Source organism: Dysgonomonas gadei ATCC BAA-286, assembly GCF_000213555.1.
Classification (GTDB): Bacteria; Bacteroidota; Bacteroidia; order Bacteroidales; family Dysgonomonadaceae; genus Dysgonomonas; species Dysgonomonas gadei.
Genome location: NZ_GL891981.1, coordinates 1 through 26,870, shown reverse-complemented (window position 1 = coordinate 26,870; position 26,870 = coordinate 1). Strand labels below are relative to the sequence as shown.

18 protein-coding genes are annotated in these 26,870 nt (G+C 39.4%); 10 read left to right on the top strand and 8 right to left on the bottom strand.

What is annotated here, in order from left to right; genetic code table 11:
* Positions 1 to 11 precede the first annotated feature (11 nt).
* From HMPREF9455_RS06960 to HMPREF9455_RS06925, 8 genes are all read right to left on the bottom strand, one after another.
* The gene (locus HMPREF9455_RS06960; RefSeq protein WP_044215670.1) at positions 12 to 2,759 is read right to left on the bottom strand and encodes a hybrid sensor histidine kinase/response regulator transcription factor; all 2,748 of its coding nucleotides are present in this window, start codon (positions 2,757 to 2,759) and stop codon (positions 12 to 14) included.
* Between the two features lie 91 nt (positions 2,760 to 2,850).
* Positions 2,851 to 3,738 carry a carbohydrate kinase family protein gene (locus tag HMPREF9455_RS06955; protein ID WP_006798926.1) on the bottom strand — a complete coding sequence of 296 codons (888 nt, stop codon included), beginning with the start codon at positions 3,736 to 3,738 and terminating at the stop codon, positions 2,851 to 2,853.
* A gap of 32 nt (positions 3,739 to 3,770) precedes the next feature.
* Complete coding sequence (locus HMPREF9455_RS06950; protein ID WP_006798925.1) at positions 3,771 to 4,934, bottom strand: MFS transporter; 1,164 nt, start codon at positions 4,932 to 4,934, stop codon at positions 3,771 to 3,773.
* Between the two features lie 12 nt (positions 4,935 to 4,946).
* Complete coding sequence (locus HMPREF9455_RS06945) at positions 4,947 to 7,163, bottom strand: glycoside hydrolase family 32 protein (protein WP_006798924.1); 2,217 nt, start codon at positions 7,161 to 7,163, stop codon at positions 4,947 to 4,949.
* A gap of 49 nt (positions 7,164 to 7,212) precedes the next feature.
* Entirely contained in the window at positions 7,213 to 8,802 is a 1,590-nt protein-coding gene (locus HMPREF9455_RS06940; protein ID WP_006798923.1) for a glycoside hydrolase domain-containing protein, read from the bottom strand.
* Between the two features lie 12 nt (positions 8,803 to 8,814).
* The gene (locus HMPREF9455_RS06935) at positions 8,815 to 10,218 is read right to left on the bottom strand and encodes a DUF4960 domain-containing protein (protein WP_006798922.1); all 1,404 of its coding nucleotides are present in this window, start codon (positions 10,216 to 10,218) and stop codon (positions 8,815 to 8,817) included.
* Positions 10,219 to 10,245: 27 nt separating this feature from the next.
* Complete coding sequence (locus HMPREF9455_RS06930) at positions 10,246 to 11,979, bottom strand: RagB/SusD family nutrient uptake outer membrane protein (RefSeq protein WP_006798921.1); 1,734 nt, start codon at positions 11,977 to 11,979, stop codon at positions 10,246 to 10,248.
* Between the two features lie 19 nt (positions 11,980 to 11,998).
* Complete coding sequence (locus HMPREF9455_RS06925) at positions 11,999 to 15,097, bottom strand: SusC/RagA family TonB-linked outer membrane protein (protein WP_395858095.1); 3,099 nt, start codon at positions 15,095 to 15,097, stop codon at positions 11,999 to 12,001.
* A 499-nt stretch (positions 15,098 to 15,596) separates the two neighbouring features.
* On the opposite strand from HMPREF9455_RS06925, the gene HMPREF9455_RS06920 reads away from it, so the two are divergent.
* The 10 genes from HMPREF9455_RS06920 to HMPREF9455_RS06875 all read left to right on the top strand — a co-directional run bounded on the left by HMPREF9455_RS06920 (position 15,597) and on the right by HMPREF9455_RS06875 (position 26,443).
* Entirely contained in the window at positions 15,597 to 17,609 is a 2,013-nt protein-coding gene (locus HMPREF9455_RS06920; protein ID WP_006798919.1) for an AAA family ATPase, read from the top strand.
* Between the two features lie 283 nt (positions 17,610 to 17,892).
* Positions 17,893 to 18,375, top strand: a complete 483-nt coding sequence (locus HMPREF9455_RS06915) for a hypothetical protein (protein ID WP_006798918.1) — start codon at positions 17,893 to 17,895, stop codon at positions 18,373 to 18,375.
* Positions 18,376 to 18,490: 115 nt separating this feature from the next.
* Complete coding sequence (locus HMPREF9455_RS06910; RefSeq protein WP_006798917.1) at positions 18,491 to 18,859, top strand: hypothetical protein; 369 nt, start codon at positions 18,491 to 18,493, stop codon at positions 18,857 to 18,859.
* Positions 18,860 to 18,913: 54 nt separating this feature from the next.
* On the top strand, positions 18,914 to 19,828 hold the full coding sequence (locus tag HMPREF9455_RS06905) for a S49 family peptidase (RefSeq protein WP_006798916.1): 915 nt from the start codon (positions 18,914 to 18,916) through the stop codon (positions 19,826 to 19,828).
* A 3-nt stretch (positions 19,829 to 19,831) separates the two neighbouring features.
* A complete protein-coding gene (locus HMPREF9455_RS06900; RefSeq protein ID WP_006798915.1) occupies positions 19,832 to 21,820 on the top strand; it encodes a hypothetical protein in 1,989 nt (662 codons plus the stop codon).
* 112 nt (positions 21,821 to 21,932) lie between these two features.
* Positions 21,933 to 22,688, top strand: a complete 756-nt coding sequence (locus tag HMPREF9455_RS06895) for a hypothetical protein (protein ID WP_148401853.1) — start codon at positions 21,933 to 21,935, stop codon at positions 22,686 to 22,688.
* Between the two features lie 59 nt (positions 22,689 to 22,747).
* Entirely contained in the window at positions 22,748 to 23,419 is a 672-nt protein-coding gene (locus tag HMPREF9455_RS06890) for a hypothetical protein (RefSeq protein ID WP_006798913.1), read from the top strand.
* Between the two features lie 854 nt (positions 23,420 to 24,273).
* Positions 24,274 to 25,695, top strand: coding sequence for a DNA modification methylase (locus tag HMPREF9455_RS06885; RefSeq protein ID WP_006798912.1), 1,422 nt, complete (start codon positions 24,274 to 24,276; stop codon positions 25,693 to 25,695).
* Entirely contained in the window at positions 25,682 to 25,984 is a 303-nt protein-coding gene (locus HMPREF9455_RS06880) for a hypothetical protein (protein ID WP_006798911.1), read from the top strand. Before HMPREF9455_RS06885 ends, HMPREF9455_RS06880 begins: the two co-directional genes overlap by 14 nt.
* A 45-nt stretch (positions 25,985 to 26,029) precedes the next feature.
* Positions 26,030 to 26,443, top strand: a complete 414-nt coding sequence (locus tag HMPREF9455_RS06875) for an Abi-alpha family protein (protein ID WP_006798910.1) — start codon at positions 26,030 to 26,032, stop codon at positions 26,441 to 26,443.
* Positions 26,444 to 26,870 lie beyond the last annotated feature (427 nt).

The following is a 26,870-nucleotide window of genomic DNA, read 5'->3' as shown; positions in this document are numbered from 1 at the left end:
TATCAGCTTAATTATTCCAACCGTTCGAGATATTCGGTGGGGCTTTCACCATAAATATCTTTAAAACATTTAGCAAAATAGGATGGTGAAGAAAATCCGGCCTCATATGCCACTTCGGAGATCGACTTAATTTTGCTATTGAGCATTTGCTTTGCATATTTAAGCCTTACGATCCTGATTAATTCATTAGGAGAATAGTTTGTCAATGATTTTATCTTTCGATAGAGTTGCGAACGGGAAAGTTTGAGATGATCCGCCAACTCGTCTACACTCAATTCCGGGTTGGTAATATATTTCTCAACATAAGCTTGGAAATCATTGATAAAGTTCTGTTCTATCTCTCCCAACGATTCTTTTTTTGAATCATTGATCAGGTTGTTACCAAAGGCTTCTTTTATTTTCTGACGGTTCTCTATCAGTTTACGCACTCGTATTTTCAGCAGGTGTGCATTGAACGGCTTGGGTATATAAGCATCTGCTCCATTCTCAAATCCAATAGCCTTCTGTTCATCCAACGAACACGCTGTGAGTAAAATAATAGGTATATGATTTGTCGACACATTTTCTTTTAACAGACTACATAGCTCAAAGCCATCTTTTTCAGGCATCATTACATCACTGATAATAATATCAGGAATGAATTTTTTTGCTTTGCTAATGCCATCTGCTCCATTATCTGCGGTAATAATATCATATTCTTTATAGAGTATGTGTTTTATGAATTTACGCATATCATAATTATCCTCGACAACCAGTACTATTGGCTTATCTTCATTTCCTGAGATTTCTTGCTCCAGACCTGGTTCAAATTCATCTGTCTCTAATTCAAGCCTGGATTCAATAAATCCTGGAACATACAAATCAGATATCGTCAGATCGTCCAAAGCAAGCGGCAACAGTACACAAAATGTAGTCCCCTTGTCTTCGTCGCTCCACACATCTATTTTTCCCTTATGTGCATCTACAAGCGCAGTCGTCAATGAAAGTCCTATACCTGTACCCTCATTACTCTGATCTACTTTATAAAAACGATCGAAGACATTTCTCAATATTTCGGGTGGTATATATGACCCGCTATTAAATACTGATAATTCGACATAATCCCCACTTTCCAGTATCTTCTTCTTTAACTCAACCTTAACCTCCCCTGATATGTTTACAAACTTCAATGCGTTTGATATGAGATTAAAGTATATCTTTTCTACTTTTTCCTTATCAAAAACCATATCAAACGAATTATCATCTGTCACAAAACTGAAATTTACCCGCTTCCGTTTGATCCAATCACTAAATAATGGATTTACATCTTCTATAAATTCTTTCAGGTTCCCTTCCGAAAAATGCATATTCATCTTATCATTTTCATAACTCCGAAACTCAATAATTTCAGAAATGAGATACAGTAAGCGGTTACTATTTTTCTTAACCAAAGTAAGTAGTTCGTGCTGATCCTTCGTCAGACATCCTTCGCTGAGCAAAGATTCTACAGGCCCCAATATGAGTGACAACGGGGTTTTGAACTCATGTGAAATATTAGTGAAAAAGACTAGTTTGGCATGCGTTGCCTCTTCCAACTGTTTCGATATAGTCAACAATTGCTCTTTCTGCTCCCTGAGTTCTTCTGCCTGACGTTTTATTTCTTCGTTTTGATGGGCAAGCAGCCGGTTTGCTTTACTTTTAGCCCGATAAGCTTGAAATGAAATGAGTAAAAAGAAAGAAATAAGAACAATGGCTATAATAGAAATATAAAATAAGGTTTTCTGATTGGTATACCTCTCCAGACTATCGTTTAGAGACGAATTTATCGAATCTATTTTCGACTGCTGTTCAGCGACTTGTTCAGTCTGCAACTGCAATACCCGCACGTTGCTTTTATCAACAACAGTAGTGTAGAGTGTGTTTTCCCTATCAAACGGCTGGCTTTTCAATATCTTCATTGCCAGATCAACAACCTTATCTCCTCCCGTAGGATAAATGAAAGATGCATCCTGAATATTATTCTGTATATTCTGAATGCCTCCGCCTTCACCGGATAGGGCATCAACCCCAATAATAAATGGAGTTTTACCGGTATATTTCCGGGATGCTTCGTATACTCCTGCTGCCATTGGATCATTCATGGCAAAGACCAGGTCTATATGATCATATTCACTTAAGATATTACTCATCTGAAGTTTAGCTTCCTCTTTCAGAAAATTACCACGGGCTTCAGCTATAATCCGTATATCAGGATAATTCTTTAACCCATCAACAAATCCTGCATGACGTTCAGCATCGGAAGTAGAGCCATTCCAGCCTCTTATTTCAACTATATTTCCTCTTCCATTGAGTATACCCGCTGCATAAAGCCCGACTTCTTTGCCAATCTGATAATTATCGGCACCTACATAAGCTGTATAATCCTCTGTATCTATTCTTCGATCGACCAATATAACAGGGATACCGCTTTTATAGGCTTTTTGTATTACCGGTGTCAGGGCTTTCGATTCGTTTGGTGATATAATCAGGAGATTTACATCTTGTTCTATTAGCCATTCGATATCCTCTATTTGCTTTTGTGTGTCATCCTTTACGCTCCGGATGATGATATTTGCATCCTTATGAAATCCGATTTCCCGTTGCATCTCATTATTCATCGTTTCACGCCACAGATCATCACTACACTGTGATACACCTATGGTATAGCGTACATCCTTGTCTCGCTTACAAGCGAAGAAAAGAAATAAAGGAATAAAACAGAGTAAGATTCTAATTTTCATGGCATCAAATATAGAACAAGGTAATAAAAATACAAAAAGCACTATTATATTTAATATGTAATGGTGCTTTTTTAACAGTATATAGGAGGGGTCAACCTCTATTGTGAAAGAGCTCTAAATAAGCATCAGCAAGTTTCGGCATTGCCCCATGTTGCAAACAGACATAGGCCGACACTTCTACTGCCAATTGATGGGCATCCTCTATACGCTCTCCATGTAAATATGCCGCAACAAAAGCTGCAGTAAAAGAGTCTCCGGCACCCACAGTATCTGCAACATGGACTTTCGGCGTAGACTGGTATGATGTCTGGCGGGGAGTAAATACGAAGCTGCCTTCAGTTCCTTTAGTCAGGATAAGAATATTAAGATCATATTCATCAAGAAGCCTCTTACATATATCCTGCTCCTCTCCATTCCAGTCGAAAAGGGCTGCGATTTTAATAACCTCTTCATCATTAATCTTCATCATATTAGCCATCTGCAACGATTCTTCTATGATCTCTCTGGTGTAATAATCTAAACGTAAATTGATATCGAATATCTTCAGACTATCTTCGGGCATAGCAGCCAGAAACTTACGGATAGTATCGCGCGAAACAGCACTTCGCTGGGCTAAAGAGCCAAAACATACGGTCTGTGTATTCTTTGCCAGATTCTCGGTACGGGCCGTAAATGGGATATTATCCCAAGCCACATTTTCACAAATCTCGTATTGCGGCACGCCCGATTTATTAAGCGTAACTTGTACTGTTCCGGTTGGATAGTCGGTTTTTTCTACCAGATAGTTGAGTTTTTTCTCTTCCAAGCTTGATAAAATCTCTTTGCCCAGAAGGTCTTCACCAATAGCACTGACCGCATATCCATTAAATCCGAACTGAGATACATGATAAGCAAAATTAGCGGGTGCTCCTCCCAGAACTTTACGTTCCGGGAATACATCCCAAAGGATTTCGCCTAATCCTACTACAATATTTTTCATTTTATTCTATCTATTATTATTTCAATTCTATATTATGCAGTTGCTGCACTTCCCTTCAGTTTAAACGACATAAACAACAGGTAAACAATGCCTATGCTCATTACAGCCAACGCTCCTGTCTGCGAAGACAGTGTGTCGGTAGCTAGTCCCATGAAGAAAGGAAAAACGGTCCCTCCGAAAAGTCCCATAATCATAAGTCCTGATGCCTCATTTTTCTTATCAGGATTGTGCAGCAAGGCTTGAGAGAAGATTATAGAGAAAATGTTTGAATTACCGAAGCCGATCAAAGCTATCGCAATATATAATGCAATCTTATTATCGAAAGTAAAAAATACAAGCATTGACAAAATCATACAAATGACGCTTATCCCAAAGAATTTTTTAGGAGAAAAACGTGCTAATATAATTGCTCCGCTAAAGCACCCTATTGTACGGAACAGAAAGTAGACACTCGTCGAATAAGTCGCGTCCTGAAGGGTTATTCGCAAACGTTCCATCAATATCTTAGGAGCTGTTACATTAACGCCCACGTCAATACCCACATGGCACATTATTCCCAGAAAACAAAGCAGTATAAATTTATTACCCAGCAATGCAAAACACTCCCTGAATGATGCATTCTTACTATCTTCCTTTTCTTCATATATCGACGTGAATCCAAGCCAAAGGATTGCAATAACAGCTATTACCATAAACAGAGGGAATAGTAAACGCCAATTCTCGAACATAAGTGCTGCCCGGGCCATTATGATAGGCGCTGTAAAAGAAGCGATCGCTTTTATGAATTGTCCGAAAGTAAGTGAACTTGCCAGTTTATCTCCCTTTACGATGCTCGACAGCAATGGATTTAATGAAACCTGCATCAAGGTATTACCAATTCCTAATAAGGAGAAAGAAATGAGCATAGAAATGTATGAATAAGTGATAATAGGTATAACTAATGATGTTGCCGTTATAATGAGGCTTAGAATTACAGTTCTGCGCCGGCCAATTTTACCCATCAATACTCCTGTAGGTACCGAGAAAAGTAAAAACCAGAAGAAAACCATCGACGGGAAAATATTCGCTTCGGTATCAGTCAGTACCAGGTCTGCTTTTACATAATTAGATGCAGCGCCCACCAGGTCAACAAACCCCATACAGAAGAAGGCCAGCATCACAGGCAATATGCTTGTATATATACTTTTTTGTTTCATTTCAGATTGCTATTATTTTAAATTATAGATATTGATATCTTCTACTTCAAATGCCCCCCCATCAGTTGCGAATACCAGCGAGTTATACGGCTCGGTAGGAAAAACAAGATTCGTTTGCACCAACTCTCCGTCATTAACAAATAATTCGGTAGAAGCTTTATCAACAAACAGTCTTATTTTATAAGAATCTTTGGCAACCAACGGTGCATTAATAAGTGCCGTAGCAAAATTATTGGAGAAATCAATCAGGCCGCTTTTCGCCCGGCCGACAGAAAGGGTATTTTTCTTCAGGTCGAATATGAAACGAATGTTTTCTCCTTTGATGTTTACCAATTTAAACTCAAAACTATTCACACCTCTCGGTTTTACTGAAAATTCAACTTCATAAGCTCCTTGGTTGTCTTTCAATAATTTCTCAAGGGTGTATGTTTTATTCACTTGTTTGTTTCCGATCTTTTCTCCGTTTCTTCTTAGGGCCGCCATTTCTGCAATAGGAGGATTAGCCACCACTAAATGCTCACCGTTGTGTACCAGTTTCAATTCACGCACTAATGTATTAGCGCTCGAAAAGTTTAACGAAGGAACAGAATTCGCATAATCCCAGTTGTTCATCCACCCCATAAACAAATGACGCCCATCTTTTGCCGGAACATTATTCCATGTCACTCCTGCGTAATTGTCCCGTCCATAATCGAGCCATAAAGGATAACTGAGATCATCGGCCCGGAATGTTTTACCATCGAAGCTACCTATGAAATACTGGGTAGCGCTGCCCCCATTAGGCCCTCCGGGATTGATACTTACAAACAATACCCATTTCGTTTGTCCATCATATGTCAAAGGGAGCAAATCAGGGCATTCCCATACCCCTGCATGCGAACCTATACCTTCACCAAATTCGCTTAGTTTATTCCATTCTTTGAGATTTTTTGAGCCATAAAATGTAATCGTTTGTGACGTGGCCAAAGACATCACCCACTGCCCCGAAGCATCATGCCAAAACACTTTCGGATCGCGGAAATCCGCAATATCAGGATCTGCCAATACAGGATTATGGTCATATTTGGTGAATGTGCGCCCCTTATCCGTACTATATGCTATAGATTGTGTCTGAGTTTTCCCGGCTGAAGTATATATAGCCACCATTGCGTCTTTACCGAAGCCTGCCGTATTATTTTTATCAATAACGGCACTGCCTGAAAAGATTGAACCGAGCGAGTCGGGAGCTAAAGCAACCGGCAGATATTCCCATTTTTTAAGGTCTTTGCTCACACTATGCCCCCAGTGCATATTTGCCCACTTCGATCCATATGGGTTATATTGGAAAAACAAATGATATTCACCATCGAAATAAACCATACCATTAGGATCGTTCATCCATCCGTACAGCGGAGTATGATGATATGATGGACGATATGTTTCATCATAATTAAAATTAAAAGAATCGGACTGTTTAATATCATTCAAATGCTTATCCGTCTTTTTTGCATGAGCAAATGTCAGAGTTACTTTTTTGCCTTTATATTTGTCAATGTCAATGGGAACCCAATAATCTATTTTTTCGGTCTGAGCTACTCTTATATACATCGGTACACCTATTCTTGCGCCGTCTACGACAAGTGTTATAACAGACTCTGGACTGTCGTCGTCGATAGGGACAAGAATATATTTCTTGTCGGCATCAAAAGTTAATTCATAATCGACCATAAATACACTTTTTTCCGTATTACTTTGTTCTATTTGGTCTACCAGTATATGACCCCATCCTCCGCGCTGATTATCAACAATGCGGATAACCGCTTTTTGTCCGGTATATTCCTTCACATCCCATGTCATCCATTGCAATGTTTCGGTTTCTACAACAGAACGCGATCTATGAATACTTTTATTATTTATAACTAATTCGATATAAGTGTCCTGATTCATTCCTCCACCTAGCAGGAAATTGATATAATCACGCTCAATAGTGAATTCTTGTGATATAAGAGTTCCCCGGGAGTCATCTCCTCCGCTAAAACTATTAGCCAGATGTTTACCTTCAAAGCCTTCTACATTCTGTTGCCCGGCATAACTTCCTGTAGCAGGTGTTGCACCGAAAGCATCGCCTTCGACTGTCCACTTATTATAAGTCCCGGATTCAAAATCTTCTATAATAATATCTGATTTTGTGGCACAACCAATAAGGGTGAGAGCCAGAAGACCACTATATATTTTTAATTTATTATTCATTTATATCCTGTTTTGAAAGGTTTTACTTCAAACAAAGTTTCATGTCCAATTAATAATAACTGACTTTGAGATTGCTCACGTCGACAGTTCCTGAATAACTATTTATAGACCAAGGATTCTTTTGTATCCCATAAATACGGTTTGTATAAGCTACGTTATCATTGATATATACTACACAAACCGAGTTGTCTGTGAAGATAGTCACATTATACACATTATCAGCGGGAGTGTCGAACAGATAACCGTCTATTCCGGCAATGAAACCTTTTCCCGCTTCACCTTCTTCTTCAAAGTTTATTTTTCTCTTATTGTTGTTATCTTCCGGACTCACAACAATTGTATAATACTTTGCAGAATCCGTACCACGGACAAAAGAAAAACCAAACTTGTCGGCATTGCTTGCCGTTTTCACTGTAAATGAAATTTTATTATGCGCATTCAAGCGGTTGAAAAGCGCATACGAATTGCCGGCCAGAGTATAACTTCCACCGTTTTCAGATACACCTTCACTCTTTTCCATTACTTTCACGGCAGATTCAACATTATATTTCTGACTAATACCATCTACCAACCCAAAAGATATTGTGCCATCCTGATGTTGAACAATCTTATGGGCAACTAAATTTCCGGCCCATTCCGGTTCATTATCGGCGCCAACATCCGTATTATCATTGCCCGGACGAGTCGGACACCATCCCCAGATATAGCGGTCTGTTCCGTCCGAGGCTGTTTTCCCTGCATAAAAGGCACGAGAGTCTAAAACTCCTTCTTTGCTGTCAGGAAAGGCAAGAGGATCTGATGATTTTCTCAACTCATCCAATGTGCGCCCTTTAAAATACTGAACTTTACGCGACCATTTGGACATATCCGAATAAACGAGATACCACCAGTCACCCATTTTAAATACATCGGGACACTCATAGAAACGATCCCAGTGCATTGGCATAAATACACCTGCATGATCCCAGTCTTTCATATCAGTGGATGTGTACTCGGCCAATACGCCTCTTCCATCTTTGGTGGTGGATACCAGCATATGGTATTTCCCGTCTTCCCCTTCAAATACAAACGGATCACGAAAATCGTTCTTGCTATAACCATCGGTATCACCTTTCAAATAGAAATTATGGTCTTTAGTCCAGTTCGTGAAGTCGCTAGAGGTAGCAACCATTACAACCTGACCATTTTCCGCAGACGTAGGCCTATATTTATTACCTGTATAAAAAGTATAGAACAATTTATCTACAGGATTATAAATAGTGCTGCCTGTACCAATCGCAGCATCCTGTTCGGCCAATCCACCACAAGAGATCAGTTCTCCTAAAGCAGTGTAATTACCTGCATCTTTAGTACTTAACGCCCAAATCGGATGGTAAGTCCCTGCCTGATTAGGACGGAATTCTTGTAAATACATTATCTTAAAATCCTTTGCAACCGGATCATAGAAAGGCATAGGGTCTCCCACATAACCTGCATAAGGCTTATAATAGGTATCAAAACCCTTCGCATCAGTAGATTTAAAATAAGTAGCTGTTCCCTCCCAGTCTTTCTGAGTCAACACCGGATCATTGTTGTCACTGCAACCTGCAAAAGAAGTCAGCAAGGCAGTTAAAGCAAGTGAATATATCATTGTTTTCATAGATTATGTTTTTTATTTACTCATTAAATAGTTGATTGCATTCTCTGTCATCCGGGCTACGTTTCCATGGTATTTATCCGCTGAAACATCTACACCAAAAGCATACCAGTCATAACATCCCGAACCGATACATACAATACCTCCCCTGGTATCTGCCGGTAGGTATTCCCATGCTACGACAGCACCATCGCCACCATAACCTAAATCAACGCCTCCCGTTTTTTGTCTCCATATTTCATTGTCCGCATAGCCTCCCCAGTCAGAACCTATATGCCATTGTGCTGTACTATTCGTAATCCTGTATCCGGTATCGCATGTATATACATTGCTTGTTTCACCGTTCACCATCACCAGATTCTGATAAAGCGGATGGTTTTCATGGCCTTTCATCGAGAAACTCCATGGGCCACCGGTGATTTCCCCTGTTTCTTCGGACTGTCCCCAGCAGTTGTTAGGATTATTGCCATCCAGGGTCGTACCTATTTTTGCAGCATAGAAAGTTGCATAGCGGGTAAGTAACAAGTTCATTCCATTATTATAGAGTTCTCTCATCTTAACCAAAGCGTTGACCGCTGCAGGAGCTGCTGCATCAAATTTGGTCATTGAATCAATTCCTCCATCAATATGCAGATGCCACCACATGATCTTACATTCGCTCAAGTCTACTCTTCCAGCCTGTACATCTTCAAAAGAGACATATTGTGAATTTGCAATGTTATTGAGCATCCAGGTAGCTGCCTCTTTCTCTTCAGCATTCAGCAGATCCATCGATGCAGCTAAACCGACATATACAGCACTTGGTGCATCCGTAGGGATGACTGTTACGGTATAGACTGCTGATGCTGTATTATATGTCACTGTAAAATCGACAGGATTGGTAAAATCAGCAGCCAGTCCCGATGCCGGTGTTACAACAGCACCATCAGAAGTAGTTATTACCGGAACTAAATTCTTTACATCAACCGAGCCAGGAACACGTACTGTTATGTTACGTTTTACCTGGTCGATAACTCCGGCATATATATCATTCAATTTGAATGTAAGAATTTTGGCTTCATCATGCTTAATATTCACGGTATAGTCCATAAAAACATCGCCATTGGTAATTTTTATGACCTGAGGAAAAGAGAAATTCAGAACATCGCCAGCCTTTACAGACGCTTTTGCTCCATCGGAGAACTCGATAGCAGTAACAGTCATGGCATCTGTATCATATACTTCAGGCACTCCTACTGTTATCGTTTTTGAAGTACGGTCTATTACTCCCGGATAATTGTCATCCAGAGTAAAAGAGGAAATCCATGTATCTCCATCCAATTGGAGATCAGATTTATTGTCATCACTACATCCTGAAGCAACAAACATGATTGCACTGCCCAGAATAAGCAAGCTTATTTTATTTATTATCGTTTTCATATATTAGCGATTATAAAAAGATTATTATTACCATCCACCTATGTTCTGAGTATATTTTCCATTACTGGCACTCATTTGAGCAAATGGGACAGGCAGATATTCATTTTTATTCTTTGTAAATGAAGCGCTGGAATAGATAGTACAATCATTAGCCTCTTGCGCAAAAAACTTGTTCAATACCTCCGCGGCTTCTCCCCATCTAACTAAATCGAAGAAACGCTCTGATTCGAGAGCCATCTCCACGCGGCGTTCGAACTTCAATAAATTAAGAGCTTCCTGTTGTGAATAAGTTCCCGTATAAGTCTGAATATTGAAACGAACACCATATTCCATTTCATAATCTGAGATCATCGCAGTACTCTGTTTTGCCCGGCTGCGCACCTGGTTTATCAGACTGATAGCTTCATTTACACGGCCATCGTTTAGCTGGATCAAAGCTTCGGCACGCATCAATAATACATCAGCATAGCGCAACACAATACGATTCATAGGCGAACCCCACCATGAACCCTTGATCAAATAATCGCCATCAGGATCAACATTATGTTTCAATGTTACATAGTAGCCATAAAGCCCATTACTACGGCTCCATGTGGTGGACTCATCCATCATATAATTTTTATTGAACTCGTAAGGAAATCCCGGCATACCCACAGTCAGGAATAAACGAGGGTCAGCATAATCGGAATTAGGATCATAGTCCTTATTGTTGAATGAATCGAAGAAAGGGTAGCCGTTATTATCTGTTCTGAATGCGTTTACCAAGTTCTGGCTTGGTTTGTAAAAGTCACAGCCACCGTCAGTTACTCCGGGAATATTGGGAACAATCAAGCCATAAGACCAATTACAGTTACCATTGTTAGTACCGTCATTCATTGAATATTGCATTGCCCATAGGGATTCCGGTCCATTTTCGTATTGAGGTTCGGGACGGAAATTGTTGTGGAAGTCTGGCTCTAACGCATAGCCTCCTGCCGACATAATACTGTTTTCTGTATATTTCACTACCTGCAACAGATCTTCTGCTTTGATGCTTGTCACTTCGTGACTTTTAGCATTGTCCTGATGGTATGCCTTATATAAATAAGCCTTTGCCAGATATGCAGCTGCCGCAGCTTTGGTGGGACGTCCCTTCTCAGATTGTTTGACAGGAAGGTTATCATAGGCAAATTGAAAATCATCAGCAATCAGCTGCCAACCTTCATCATTTGTATAAGCTGTATTAGACAGATAGTTATATTCTTCCGGCGACAAACCGGCATCGTTAGCAAACACAATATTTTTATATAGGCGTTTTAGTAAGAAATGACCATGTCCTCTCAGAAAACGCATTTCAGCAATACGTTGCTGTTTCAGTGAATATGCGTTCCCATCAACTTGTTCCAGTAATTGTAAAGATGTATTGACACGCGATATGCAATTGTAGAGGCGTTGCCACATATCGCTGATATTCCAGGCTGTAGTCATGATTCCCTGCGAAACATCCAATGCATGAAATACATCTCCGTCTTCCGTTCCGTTACCTCCCTTATAGGCATCGTCGGAACGTACATCATAGTTCCACATAGAGAAGGAAGAATTAATATCTTCGGCGGTAATCCATACCGCATAAGCTGATATAACCAGATTATCAATATACGCGGGGTCCTTAAGTTGTTCATCACTGATAGTTCCCTGAGGCACCTGGTCCTCCAGGAAACCGGAGCAACCGCTATATATAAATGAAAGTCCTAGAATTGCTGTATATATTATTTTTTTCATAAGAAACTGATTTATTTTATTAAAAACCGACATTAAACCCAAAAGTCAAATTCATCGGAATAGGATAACCATAGTTTGCATTTTCAGGGTCTACACCTGTAAAAGTCTTACTTTTAATAGTCAATGCATTCTGTGCACTAAAGTAGAAACGAAGACGACTCATTTTCAATTTCTTAGCAAAGTCTTCAGGAACATTATAACCGAGCTGTATATTGCGTAGCTTCAAGAAAGAGCCATTCTCTACAAAATAAGTAGAGACGCGTTTTTCATTATTTAAATCACTACGTGACAGTGCAGGAATATCTGAATTGAGATTAGTTGGAGACCAGGCGTCAAGTACACGGTCTCCTTTATTCAAGAAACCTATATTAAGGCCGCTCCACAGATCAGTTTCTTTCTTCAAATCACTAATTACATCTACGCCTTGTACCCCTTGCCAGAACATAGTAAAATCAAAATTCTTATACTCCAGATAGATATTAAGTCCATAGCTGAAAGACGGAGTAGGATCGTAAATCCATTGTTGATCTCTTTCATCAATCACACCATTATTGTCCAGATCGCGCCAGCGTATACGACCTAAACCAGCACCTTCCTGTGTTGCATGATTATCAATTTCGTCCTGAGATTTGAAAATACCATCGGCTACATAACCTACCTGAGAACCATTAGCATGTCCAATCACACTCCGAACACCATTACCTCCAAAAGTTCCATTTGCTGCAACAGTAGCCGGCAATGCTGTAATTTCATTCCGATAAGAAGATATATTTGCATTTAAATCGTACTTCAAACCAAAAGAAGTTTTATTGCGATAGCCCAGATTGAACTCGAAGCCGTTATTTTTCATTTCGCCGGCATTAATCCATTGAGTACTGCCTTCTCCCATTGCAGCAATACCTGCCATCTGCACCAAAATATCTGTAGTCTTCTTATAGAACATATCGAATGATCCGTATAAACTCTGTTTAAGAACCGAAAAGTCAAGCCCGAGATTGGTTTGGGTCGTTGTTTCCCATTTTATGTCATCATTGCCTATTTGGTTACGCTTGAACCCTGACTGGAGAATACTTCCTCCATTGGTTCCGGCAATATCATAGGACGTTCCATAACTTTGTCCTCCCGATTCTGTTACACCATAATTAGGGACATAGATAGTATAGCGGGCAATGTTGGATATTTCCTGATTACCTGTCTGCCCCCATGAACCACGGATTTTCAAGTCATCGATCCAAGTGAGGTCTTTCATAAAGTTTTCACTGCTCATACGCCAACCCAACGAAAAAGAAGGGAAAGTTGCGTAACGGTTGTTTTTCCCGAAGCGGGAAGAGCCATCATGGCGTAGAGTCAAAGAAGCCAGATACTTATCATCATAAGTATAATTCAACTTTCCAAAGAATGAAACCAAAGAGAAACCTTCTCCCGAACCGTAAGCCTGTGCCGTACCCGAACCTGCATTTGGCCACATATAATCGGGATTTAAAATAGAAAAATCTTCTTTATAGCCAGAGAAATAGCTATCATCTTCACGGTTAAGTTCCGTACCCATCATCGCATCACCTCTATGTTTGCCTACTTCTATATTATAAGTGGCAATAGCATTCCACATCCATTTAGTCCAGTGTTCTTGTTTGGCTTCCACGGCATTCTTGTTGTTGGCAACATTTCCTTCTGTGATCGGATAAGTAAAGATGCGTTGTGATTTCTGAGAATAATCTAATCCGAATGTAGAACGCAGATTAAATCCCTTGAATGGGTTCAGATTTACATAAGCATCACCAAACATACGCCAGTATGTATAACGGTTATCTGAATTACGGTCTAATCTTGCAACCGGATTTTCACGGTCAGGGTAACCTCCTACCGGACCTGCATATTTTCCATTGATATCATAAACAGGAAGAGAAGGGTTAAACTGTAATACATTCTGTAAGAATCCTCCCGGAGCCTGTACTTCCGAAGTGCGGTTCAATGTGAAATGTTCTCCAACAGTTAACATTTTACCGATCAGGTTATATTCGGTATTCATACGAGCCGAAAAGCGTTCAAAATCAGTATCATTTATGATACCTAAATTCTTATAGTAACCCAAAGAAAAGAAAGAACTTCCTTTTTCCGAGCCATTGCTTACTGACACATTGTACTGCTGGATGAGGCCGGTACGGGTAGTTTCATCAAACCAATCTGTATCTGCTGCCGGAACTATGTTGCCGGAGTCAAGATACTTAGACATACTGATACTGTTTAGCTGCGGATAACCGTTTGTATCGTATCCCCAATTGTATTTATAACCCAAAGCATTGGTATTAGGATCCTGTCCTTCGTTTACATAAGCCTGCCACATAGCGCGTCCATATCCTTCGGCATTCAACACTTTCATCTTATTGGTATACATGGAAGCAGCAACAGAAGCATCAAAATTAATCTTCAACTGCCCGTTTTTGCCTTTCTTAGTTGTAATGATAATAACGCCATTTGCAGCACGAGACCCATAGATAGAAGCAGAAGCCCCATCTTTCAAAACCTGAATAGACTCAATGTCATTACCATTCAATTCGTGCATTCCCGATTTAGTAGGTACACCATCTATGATATAAAGAGGGTCGTTGTTGTTCAATGTTCCTATACCCCGGATACGGATGGTAGTATTACCGCTCGGATTACCATCAGCTGTAATATTCATTCCCGGAACCCGTCCTTGCAAAGCCTTCATCGGGTTATTCTCATTCTGCTTTGCAATTTCATCCATACTGACTACAGAGATAGCACCAGTCAGATCGGCTTTACGCTGAGTGGTATATCCCGTTACAACTACTTCTTTTAACATTTCCTGGTCTTCTTCCAAAACAATATTCAGTATAGCCTCCGCCTTTACCTGAACGGCTTTAAATCCGACATAAGAAATAAGAAGTTCTGCACCATTCTCAACTGATAATGTAAAGTTACCTTCAACATCTGTAATGGTTCCATTTGTTCTTTTATTAGTATCCAGCACTGTAGCTCCAATAATTGGTTCTCCATCAGTTTTGGAAACCACTTTTCCTTGTACTGTCAGGGTTTGCGCCTGAACAATCGTGCACATTAAAAGGAAGAGTGCACATAGAAGTGATTTTTTCATGCCTTCCATTCTTAGATTCTGTTATATTAATGTTTCAAATAGTTAAGTTTGATCGACGTCTATTAAGAAGATTATTATTAGTCTGTGACGTTAACACTCCTTCTGTCTCTGATCTCAGGTATAAATAGTCCCACTGTATGAGAAAAGGAACATTAAAAAGATTTTTCTTATTTTTTTCATCATGGTATGAATTTAGAAAATTGGTTATTTTTTACTATTACAAATTAATCTGTATACAAAGAACTTTTTATTAAACCATTAGGGCTATAAAAAAATGGTCAAAAGCTATCAAAAATGTTGCTTTTCATTGTAAAGCAATGGCATTGCTTACAAATAAAACACTCATTATCAAACGAATGAGTATACATTAATATGTGACTAACAATTGATAAACAAGGAGATTAAATTTAATATTGCAATTATGTATAATTGTGCGATATTAATAATCAGCCAATCTTAATCCTATTTTGTACTTTATGTATATTTTTGTTGTATTATTATGACAGCATCAATAGATACATCCAATAAAGAATTTAAGAATGCTCTCGACCTGATTGAACGAAGCAACCAGTCAGTGTTTCTTACAGGCAGGGCTGGTACAGGAAAATCCACTTTTTTGAGGCATCTCTGTCAGACAACAAGAAAAAAATATGTTGTGCTTGCTCCAACAGGTATAGCAGCTATAAATGCAGAAGGATCGACACTACATTCCTTTTTCAAATTACCTTTCAGGCCGATGGCTCCCGATGATGCCGACTTAAGCCTGATTAATGGTCGTATCTTCGAATTCTTCAAGTACCGGAAAGAACATAGAAAGATTATTCAGGAAGTAGAACTTATAATCATTGATGAAATATCAATGGTAAGAGCTGATACGGTAGACTGTATTGACAGGATACTACGTGTTTATTCAAATAATATGCGTATTCCCTTTGGAGGTAAACAGCTCGTCTTCGTTGGAGATGTGTTTCAGCTCGAACCAGTTGTTACCCCCGATACAAGAGAGATAATCAGCAAATTTTACCACAATGCTTTTTTCTTTTCAGCTAATGTATTCCGTGAGATAAATCTTGTTCCCATCGAGTTTACTAAAATCTATCGCCAGACAGACGAAAAGTTTATTACTATTCTGAATAATATCAGAAATGGAAAATCGAACAATAATGACCTCACTTTGCTCAATAGTCGGGTAAACCCAGGTTTTAATCCCCGGGAAGAGGATATGTATATAACTTTGGCTACCAAACGCGACAATGTCGACTATATTAATGAAAAAAAGATGGGCGAACTCAATACTCCTGAGTTTATAAGTTATGGTATAAAAGAAGGAGATTTCCCTGAATCATCACTTCCTACCGCTCAGGAATTAGTACTCAAGGAGCATGCACAGGTTATGTTTATCCGTAACGATATGCAATGGCCCCGTCGTTGGGTGAATGGTACTATCGGTATTATATCGGGGATAGATGAAGAAGGGCATGTATATGTCCTCAAAGACGATGGCTTTGAAGTAAAAGTGGAACTGGAAACATGGCGAAATTACAGATACAGGTATAATGAGAAGGAAAAGAAGATAGAAGAAGAGATCATAGGAACTTATACACAACTGCCTCTGAAGGCGGCATGGGCGATCACTATTCATAAAAGCCAAGGCCTTACTTTTAATAATGTGATTGTGGATTTTAGCGGGGGGGTATTTGCCGGAGGACAAGCTTATGTTGCTTTAAGTCGTTGTACTTCATTGGAAGGCCTTATACTTAAAAAGAATATAAATAAGACAGATATATTTATACGTCCTGAAATTGTAGAATTCAGTAAGCAATTCAACAATCAGCAGTTAATAAATAAAGCCCTGAAAGAATCAGGTGCCAATTATCTTTACAAAGAAGCAATAGAGCAATTTGATAAGGGAAATTTTGATGATTTCCTAAATCACTTCTTTAAAGCCATCCATGCCCGTTATGATATTGAGAAACCATTACAGCAAAGATATATAAGAAAAAAACTGAGCATTATAAATAAACTTAAAACAAAAAACAGGGAGTTACAAGACAGGATATATAATCAGGCTGAGACTTTAAAGAAATTGGCGCAAGAATATTACCAGATGGGTAATGAATGTATTGTCGCATACAAAGATTACCGTGCAGGACTGGCAAACTTTAATAAAGCACTAGACTTAGACCCTACTTATCTTGACGCATGGATTAGAAAAGGTGTTACCTATTATGATCAGGAGGATTATTATGAATCCATGAAGTGTTTCAACAGAGCTGTAGAATTAAGTCCATCATCTTTCAAGGCATTATACAACAGAGGAAAAAACAGGCTTAAGGTAGATGAACCGGAGTTAGCCCTTACCGACCTGATAAAAGCCTGCCAACAGAAGCCCCGCCATGCTTCCTGTCACGATTATTTAGCTGAAGCCTATGCAGCTATTGGTAATTTTGAATTATCAGATAAACATTACCAGATTGCGCAACAACTAAGAGAAAGTAAAAACAAGGATTAATAGTGTGTAACACACCAATAAATGTTTAACCTATGTTTACCCAACTAAAATTGTAAAACGCTGTAATTTATCCAATTACAGCGTTTTACAATTTTGTTTCAGTGGTGCCACCAGGAATCGGACCGGGGACACAAGGATTTTCAGTCCTAATATTTTAAATATATAATAAATTGATTATAAAATATTTATATTAATTATTACATTTGTATATGTCAACAAAATAATAACTATTGATATTTTTATTATTTACTGATTATTATATTTTAAGTAGATTATAAAGAAAATGCATACTACCAAATTTACGATTGAAGATTATCTGGCCGAATATCTCCGAGGTAAATGGGGAGTGAAAGATAAGGATGGAAATCATACATCCGTAGTTAGAATCCCAGAGAATATATATCTATATGACATATTATCCTCTATAACAATAAAAAGGCCCCGTCATATTAAGGAAATAGAGGGGAATCTGGAAATAGTTATTCCACACCGCAGAGAGGGTAACAAGAAACCCGAAGTATATAGCTATGTCAGCAAGAAAGGTGCAAAATTATTTAATAAGTCACTTAAACTCTTCTTTCGCGCTGATTTACATGAATACCTGGATCACAAAAAACACGAAGAAGGAATATCCTACAAAGACGCCGGCTTCATGTTTGTCGCTGAACTAGGAATTGAGTCCTTTGATTCGGAGTCTGTAACAAAGAATTATTCAAGATGGAGACAGAAAGTAAGAAATAGAAAAAAGGCCTATGCTACCAGATAAAAAGAGTGAGTTAATTAAAGTTAAAACACAGCGACAAACCTTACCTTCCTGTCCTTTTTTTTGCGGCAAAAGTGCGGCAAAAGTGCGGGTTTGTTGATATACAATACATTATGCTATGAATAAGGTAATTTGTAAGAGGCTCGAGATCGTCCATGTTCAAGACATCGATAAAATGTATGCTGACCAGGTAACGCTAAAACCCGGTAAAACATTCACCCAGTTAATACTTGAAGGAAAGGCTGAATATAGCAGTCAATCGCAAACTCCGGATGCCGGACCAGTAGTAAATGAAACTGTAACAGCCAAAATAAGGCTCACTCAGGAATCATATATAATAAAGTTTCCACTAAGATATTACGTTATCCGGCTTTACACAGATGCCGGAGCATTTATAGTCGGCTCTCTCGACTACCCTGCAGAACTAACATTCAAAGATGATAAGGTATATGTAAATCTTACTTTTAAGGCTTCGAGACCGCTTTAATAGTCCTTTATAACCCCTCCTTATATAGATAACATTGCATAAAACTTCATTGCAATGTTTGAACTCCTTTTACAAGAAATCATATCATCCAAGCTATTGATGCACCCATCATCACTCAATAGTTTGGATAGCCTTATTCAAATATTAAGGCATCCGGATAAAATAGAAAAACCGGACAAACCATTATCCCGGGTAAACCTCCTACCCGGAAACAATCTCAGTTGTGCAAAATATGTCACTCCTGCTGACAGCTATATCCAAAAAGATCCGTTCGCTGACCTGGACGAAAACTCTGTAGCAATAATTCCCATTATCGGCTCAATGTTTAAATACAGTTCATGGTGGAGTTATGGAATGGATGATATTGCAGATCTTATCAGGTTAGCAGATGCATCACCCAATATCATTGGAACAATTCTTCTTTGCAATACTCCCGGAGGTACTTCTCAATCTATCATCCAACTGGAGGATGCTATGCGAAACCGGACAAAACCAAGTGTCGGGCTTATTGACGGGCATTGTTGTTCGGGAGGTATCTATGCCCTTTCATTTTGTGACAGGTTAACTGCAACCAATCCAATGTGCGTAATTGGAAATATCGGAGTTTACAATCAAATTATCAATGATGATAAGTGGTACGAAAATCAGGGTGTGGAATTTATATCTGTCTATCCTCCGGAATCCAAATATAAAAACCTCGCTTATACTGAAGCAAAGAATGGTAATACCAAAATACTGATAGAAGAATCCCTTTCTCCTTTTGCCATCCACTTCCAGAACATTATCAAACAAAACAGACCTAATCTGGATTTGTCAGTTGAAGGAATTATCGAAGGAAAAGACTTTTATGCCCAGGATGCTGAAAAGAACGGACTGATAGATGCCATAACCAATCTGGAAGGTGCGGTCAAACTATTAAGAATTCTCCATACAGAAAAACAATCAATTTATTCACCTTTTAAAAAATAGAAAATGAAAAAAAAATGGCAAAAGCGATTGATGTCCTTAGTTAGCAAACTAGGATTCGGTGAAAAGATGAAAGCCGGCTCTTTGACAGCTGACGAACAAAAACAGCTTTTCACTGAGTACGAATCTACCTATGGCCTGACATTCGCTGCAGATAAAGAAGCAGACGAAGATGATGACGAAGAAAGTCAGAGTGTTCTCTCAGCTGAAGAACAAATGCAACTGGCTTCAATCTTCGGAGAAGACAAAGCTCCGAAGACAGCAAAAGAAGCTGTTCCTGCCCTAACAAAAAAAGTAAAGGAACAGAGCCAGACGATTGAGGACCTTGGCAAGCAACCTGAAGACGACACCCCATTAGAGAAAGTAAAGGCAGAGAAACCATCTACTCAGGTTATTGCTACCACTTTAGGGTTGTCTGCACACTCTACTGCATACCTATTCGGAATTGAAAGTCCTACTTTCGCCCGGGCTAAGTGGTATAACAACCTGATGGTAGCCAGAAAAGCACACGAATCGGAAGCCGATATCACTCCGGAACAAAGTGTTGAATTCAAAGAAGCTGTAACGGCACTTTCTACAGAGTTGAGAAATCGTGTCGATTATCTGAACCAGAATAATATGCTGGATCTTCTCGATTTTGAGAAGCTGGTATCCGGCCAGGGATCAATCGATTATTCCGACTTATTTGGACAGGCTGGGGAATACATCGTTCGCCGTACCGACATAATCCTGGCTTATTTGCGGTCACTCCCAAGTGTGGATCATATCTTCCCGATGGTTTCCAATGTGCAAAACAAGGAAATTGTTCCGGGAGCTCACTTCGGGGAACTATCCCAAGGATACCGTAAAGGCAAAATATATAAGGGCCGGGCAAACTTTACTGCTGAAATTTATGCAGTAAACGATCTGATGTTCAAATTTTTATTTGAAGACCTGATCGACTTGGAGAAACAATATATTGGATATCTGAACCGTGAAGGCTCCAACGTTATCAAGTGGACATTCATTGAATGGATCATGGTTCACTTCGGACAGATCCTACATAATGAACGTAACCAGCGCCGTGTAATCGGTGTACGTGTTCCACAACAAAATGTAAAAGACAATCCTGCCATGTTTGGGGCAGATGGTATCCTGAGAGCAGTGGAAAGAGTGGAAGAACAATACAAGGTACTTCCGTTCCTGGACATGAAAACATATGATAACAGTACAATACTCGATTATTTCGAAGAAATATACGATCGGGTTGAACAGATCCTGCCATCGATGGAAGGAATGAGTTTCTATGCAAATGGAAAACACAAAAGAGCCTACACTCGTTTGTTCCGCGCCAAATATGGTAAAGACAATGACTTCACAGGAGTAAAAGAAGGCCTTATCGATATCTCCCCGGAAAAAATCATCTGGGTTCCAAATATGAAGAATACCGACTACAAGGTAATTCTTACATTCCCGGGTAATATGGAGAATTATGAGGATAGGCCGAACGAAATGGTAATGTTCTACTTTGAACGTGACTGGGAGTCTCTGGGCGTTATGTCTCGTTGGAAAGAAGGGTCCGGACTTCGCCAGGCTGGAGTGAGATATAAAGACCTCGAGCTATTGAAGAAATCGAACTTCAAGCATCAGTATGTATTCACCAACTTCCCGGCAACAGATTTGGATCCGGACGCATCGAAGATCGACGGCAGTCTGAACACACTGTTCCTTACCGGAGAAAATACTGCAGCTGCAGTGATAACTGATATAGAGAACTTCGAGCAAGACAGGGTGTACAAAATCGTGTGTGGCTCTTTGAACAATGCTACTAAAGTCAACAAAACTGGCAAATTTGCAAAAATACAATCTCAGTTTGCTCCAACCAAAGTAGGGGATTACATCAAAGTATATGCTGAACTGGAAGATTATCAGGAAACGACTGAAGATGGAGAAACCTACACTGCGACCCGTCCTACCGGAAACTTCTTGGAGCTTGAACGTAAAGTCTCAGCTTAAATTTATACCGGAGCTTCAGGGCTCCGGATATTACTATCTCTTAATAGACTAAATAAATATGATATTAAATAATCTAGAAAAAACAGGGGATAAAAATTCTCAATTGCATACCATGAGATACAGGATTTACCTGGCTCTTATGACAGATGTAGACATATTGAATTTCCCCCAGGCAATCCGAGGCGCAATTCTGTCGAATGTCTTGAAGCCCGGTGCATTCTTTAAGTTTTTGGATGCAAAAGCGCAATCTATAAAACCGAATGCGGAACCCGGAGAATCTCCATTTAATGGTAAGATTGTTCTTAATCCTATTATCGAGGGTATTTCAGAGGAAACCTTGCAATGGATATATGACAATGTTGGTTTAGATTTTCTCGTAGTTTGGGAACGTTGTTCTGATGGCCAACGATTCATTGCAGGAGATCCATGCTCCGGGGGCTTAAAACTCTCTTATACCTCAATAGGTGAACTTGAAGGAGGTCTTGCCGGTATAGCTACAGCATTAACAGGTGGTGAATGTCCAAATCCATTCTGGTTTTACAAAGGGCCGCTTCCCCTTGAACCTCCGACATATGTGCCTGCAGATGCAACAACATTTACGTTAACCGAAAAATCACAATATCAATTGACGGATAATACTGCAGCAAAAGTATTGACTGATATCAGTGGTGTGTCTGATTCAGATGTAGGGCGAGTTATAGAAATACTCGGAGCCGGATCCACTAATGCAACTAAAATAAGTCCTTCAGCTAAATTTATTTTGCAGAAGGGGATTGATTTTGTTGCGACTTCAAGTAACCGGATCAGCTTCTATATAAGCAAAATCGGCTCGTCCGGATATGCATTCTACGAGGTACACCGGGCTTAACCATTGTATTCACATATAAAAGCCACGATCATGTGGCTTTTATTTTTAATATTTGAAATATGAGAAAAATATCTTTCGCAGAAAAAAACAGTCTTGTTATAAGACATAAAAATAAAAAGTTCTTTTTTAAAGACCTGGAATTATTCAATAAGCATTTTCCTTCTCACGCACTGATCAATGAACTTGCAAGGGCTAATGAATTTTCATATGATCGTTTGGATGGGCAGATGCTTTACGAATTACTGAGCGTCGTGGAAATGAAGGAAATACTGGAAAACCGGACAGAAAAAGAACAGGTGAAGTTACCGGAATCTACAGGTGTCAAAACATTGGATGATGTTAAAACGTTGCTAATCGAACAGCTGGGCCTCACTGAAGAAGACATTGAACAGATTGGCGAAGATTATCTCCAGTTCCTTACAACTAAGGATGATGAAGATATAAAAGTCGCTGTACAAAAGTTCTTTGCTGCACTTCGTCCAGCCAAAGAAGGCGAAAATGAAAACGACAACGATGGTGACAGTACTGCCGGAGAAAACAGTTCCGGAGATGGTACCGGAGGTAAAGCGCTGGACACACCAGTGAAAGAAGAAATTCCAAAGACAGTACCTGGAGTAGCGAAATCAGTAAAGACAGCCAAAGTGGAAACACCGGTGAAATCAACGAAGGTCGAAACACCTGCTCCAGCTGATAAAAAAAAAGAAGCAAAAGCGAAGAATTCCAAAAAATAAACTGGACCAGTTACACTGATTCGGATATTCAATTATGCATTCTCCTGTATGACGACCGAGTAAACACTTACCATCGCCTGCAGGAGATTGATGCTATATTAGATGATCAGACAGAAAAGGCCTACGAATTTGTTCTACTTGATATCAGAAACCAGCAGGCCCACAAGGAACTACAATCATTCAACGATACCGGGAAATTTCTATACATACATTCATTAACAGCCAACAGCAGATATAAACAAACCCAGCGTGATGAATTAATAAGATTAAAGAAAGAGAACCCGGAAGCATTCCTGAATGAAATTACCAACTTAAATCAAAATATTAGACGAATTACCAGCCAAATAAACACAAAGAAGTACAAAGATGAAGTAGAACTTCAATCATGGCTCGAAAACCTTGAAAAAGCCAAAATAAAGCGTCAAATCATAATAGAGTTGATGTAAAATATATAAATCTAAAAAATTGGGCTTATTTTTTGCTTTTAGTATTCTTTTTAATTCTAAAATACTCCAATTTTAAAGGAATGATATTTTTTATATATCTAAAATCCTGATTTTCAAACAAAGTTATATTCCAACTTTTTGAAAATAAAAATTAGTATGCGCCCGCTGCCCGTGCCGCTGTGTTGGCGGCTTGTAATGCAAAAAAGGGCAAAAAAAGGGTTATATGACGCAATATGTTAAATATCACGCGTTTAAATGTTAAAAATAGCGGAAAATTTGCATTTTTCGATACTTAAAATCGGATATCTCAAAAAGCATCGGATTGAATCCTAAAACACCTCGATTGGTTGTCCTTTATTCCTCCCCTCCCCTCGAATAGCTTTGTAATACATCATAAAATAAAGCTAAATGAATCAATTGAAATGGACAACTGAAAGACGAAGGGTGAGAGATCTCATCCCTTCGGACTACAATCCCAGGCTGAAGGACCAGAAGGGCCAGACAGTCCTGGAGGAAAGTATGGATGCGTTCGGCCTGGTAGATACACCGGTCATCAACCTGGACAATGCCCTTATATCGGGCCATCGCAGGCTGGAGTATTATATAGAGCGCAACCGGATAGATGAAGAAATAGACGTTCGTGTTCCGTCCCGGATGCTGACTGAGGATGAAGTCAAGCGATACATGCTACTAGCTAATACGCATGCAGGCAAGTGGGATCTCGTGAAGCTGGAGGAAGAGTTCGGGGATATCTACAAAGATATTATGGTCAATGAGCTGCCATCGATAGAGGACACAGCTCTCCCATCAGCTGAACAGGTAACCCGGAGTAAGGATGCAGAACGTGAAATCATAGAGGACGAGTTCAACGATCTGCCTCCGAAGAATCCCATCACTCAGGTAGATGACCTCTATGAGCTGGGCGTACACAGGCTTATATGTGGAGACAGTACCGATGTGAATGTAATCGGCCGTTTAATGGCAGGACAATACGCACATATGGTATTTACCGATCCTCCATACAACCTGGCTCCGGAACAATTCTCCGGATTCGGGAAAAATGAGGCACAAACATTCGCTATGGGTGTCGGTGAAATGTCGGAAGAACAGTTCACAGAGTTCCTGAAAAAATGCTTCTTAGTCCTGATCCGGCACTCTGTTAAAGGTTCTATTCACTATGTCTGTATGGACTGGAAGCATGTACTCGAGATCAGAGCTGCAGGAAAGGTCTATTCGGAATATAAGAATATGATAGTCTGGAATAAGACTAACGGTGGGATGGGTAGTTTCTACCGATCTAAACATGAGCTGATCTTCATGTTCCAAAACAATCAGGATTTACCGGAAGAAATACTCGATGCCAGGATAACAGATATTGAGCAAACAGGCTATGAGGCACATCACGAACTGATATTTGTGTTTAAGAATGGGCGTGAACGTAATGTAAATAACTTCATGCTCGGACAAACAGGCCGATATCGGACAAATGTCTGGGATTATCCCGGTGCGAGTTCATTTAATAAGACTGCAGACGTTAGTACCAAGGATCACCCTACTCCAAAGCCCGTAAAACTCGTAGCGGATGCAATAATGGATTGCAGCCTGATCGGACACATCATACTCGACATATTCTCCGGATCCGGAACAACTATTATCGCAGCTGATCAGACCGAACGTGTTGCCTATGTAGCAGATCTCGGTCCTGGATATTGTGACCTGAACGTTCGAAGATATATCCGCTATTGCCGGAATGCAGGGAAACCATGTATAGTGAAAAAGAACGGTGTAGTATTAACCAAAGAACAACTAAAGGAATATGAATTACAATAGCGCCACTCTGGAAAAAGTCCGGGCCTTCGGCGTTCTGGGCTATCCACCGCATGAAATCATTCACCTGGTAGAACCGGAAAATGAGGAACAATTCCTGAAGGATATTCAGGATCCGGAGCATCCGATATCCAAGGCATACCAAAAAGGTAAAATCACAGGTCAATATACAATGGACAAAGCCTTGTTTGATTCGGCCAAGGCAATGAATTCGGACTCGAATGAGAAGCTGAACCAACGCCAGCAACGTAAAAGAATAGAAGCGGCAATTTATGAGCGGTTTCAACTTTAATAGATTAATTTTTTATTACATTTGTGTTTATTCAATTTACAAATAATGGAAGATAATAGCGCTAATGAATCTAAGGTAAATAAATCTGTTGAAGTAGTCACAGAATTAGTAAAAGCTGTTCCTATATATCAGGATGTTGTTCAACCTGCTGCTAAAGAAATTGGAAAAGCTTTAGGTAATATTACTAAATTAGTAAATATAGCTTTATCCCCTGTTTCTGGTCTTGTGTGGGGTTACGATAAAATTGCTCTATGGTTAGAAAATAAATTGTCTGAAAAACTGCAAAACATACCTCAAGAAGATATAACAACACCTCCTATAAATATTGCTGGACCAATGATAGAAGCTATGCGTTTTACCGGAGAAAATGATAATCTAAGAGAAATGTTTGCCAATCTATTAGCCACGTCAATGAATAAAAACACAGCAGATAAAGTTCATCCTCGATTCCCATTTTAAATCCAAATTTTTTAATGATTAATTTTTATTTTTTATCTTTATGTCAGGATGTTAAGAGGAAACAGGCACTGCTGGGGAGCAACCTGTCAGCAATAAACATCCTGACGATATGCAGTAATGCTATTGGGGGAGATGGATTTTCTATCTCCCTTTTCAGTATTACTGATATTGTCTATATGGCTCGAAAAACCCAATCTTTAATCCTATAGTAAACAGACTTCCCACAGCAGACTTCCAATAGTTTGGGAGCTGCAAATCCCTGTATTAGTTTACATAGGCGAGAGTCACAGATTTTGCAAAGCAGACTTTAAAGCTGCACGAGGACGATAGTGTTATCTCTCATGTGAAAAGCTGTTTACATTATAGGATCGTATATTTTCAGACGACGCAGTTGACATATTCTTGTTTACGTTTAAGAACGAAAAAT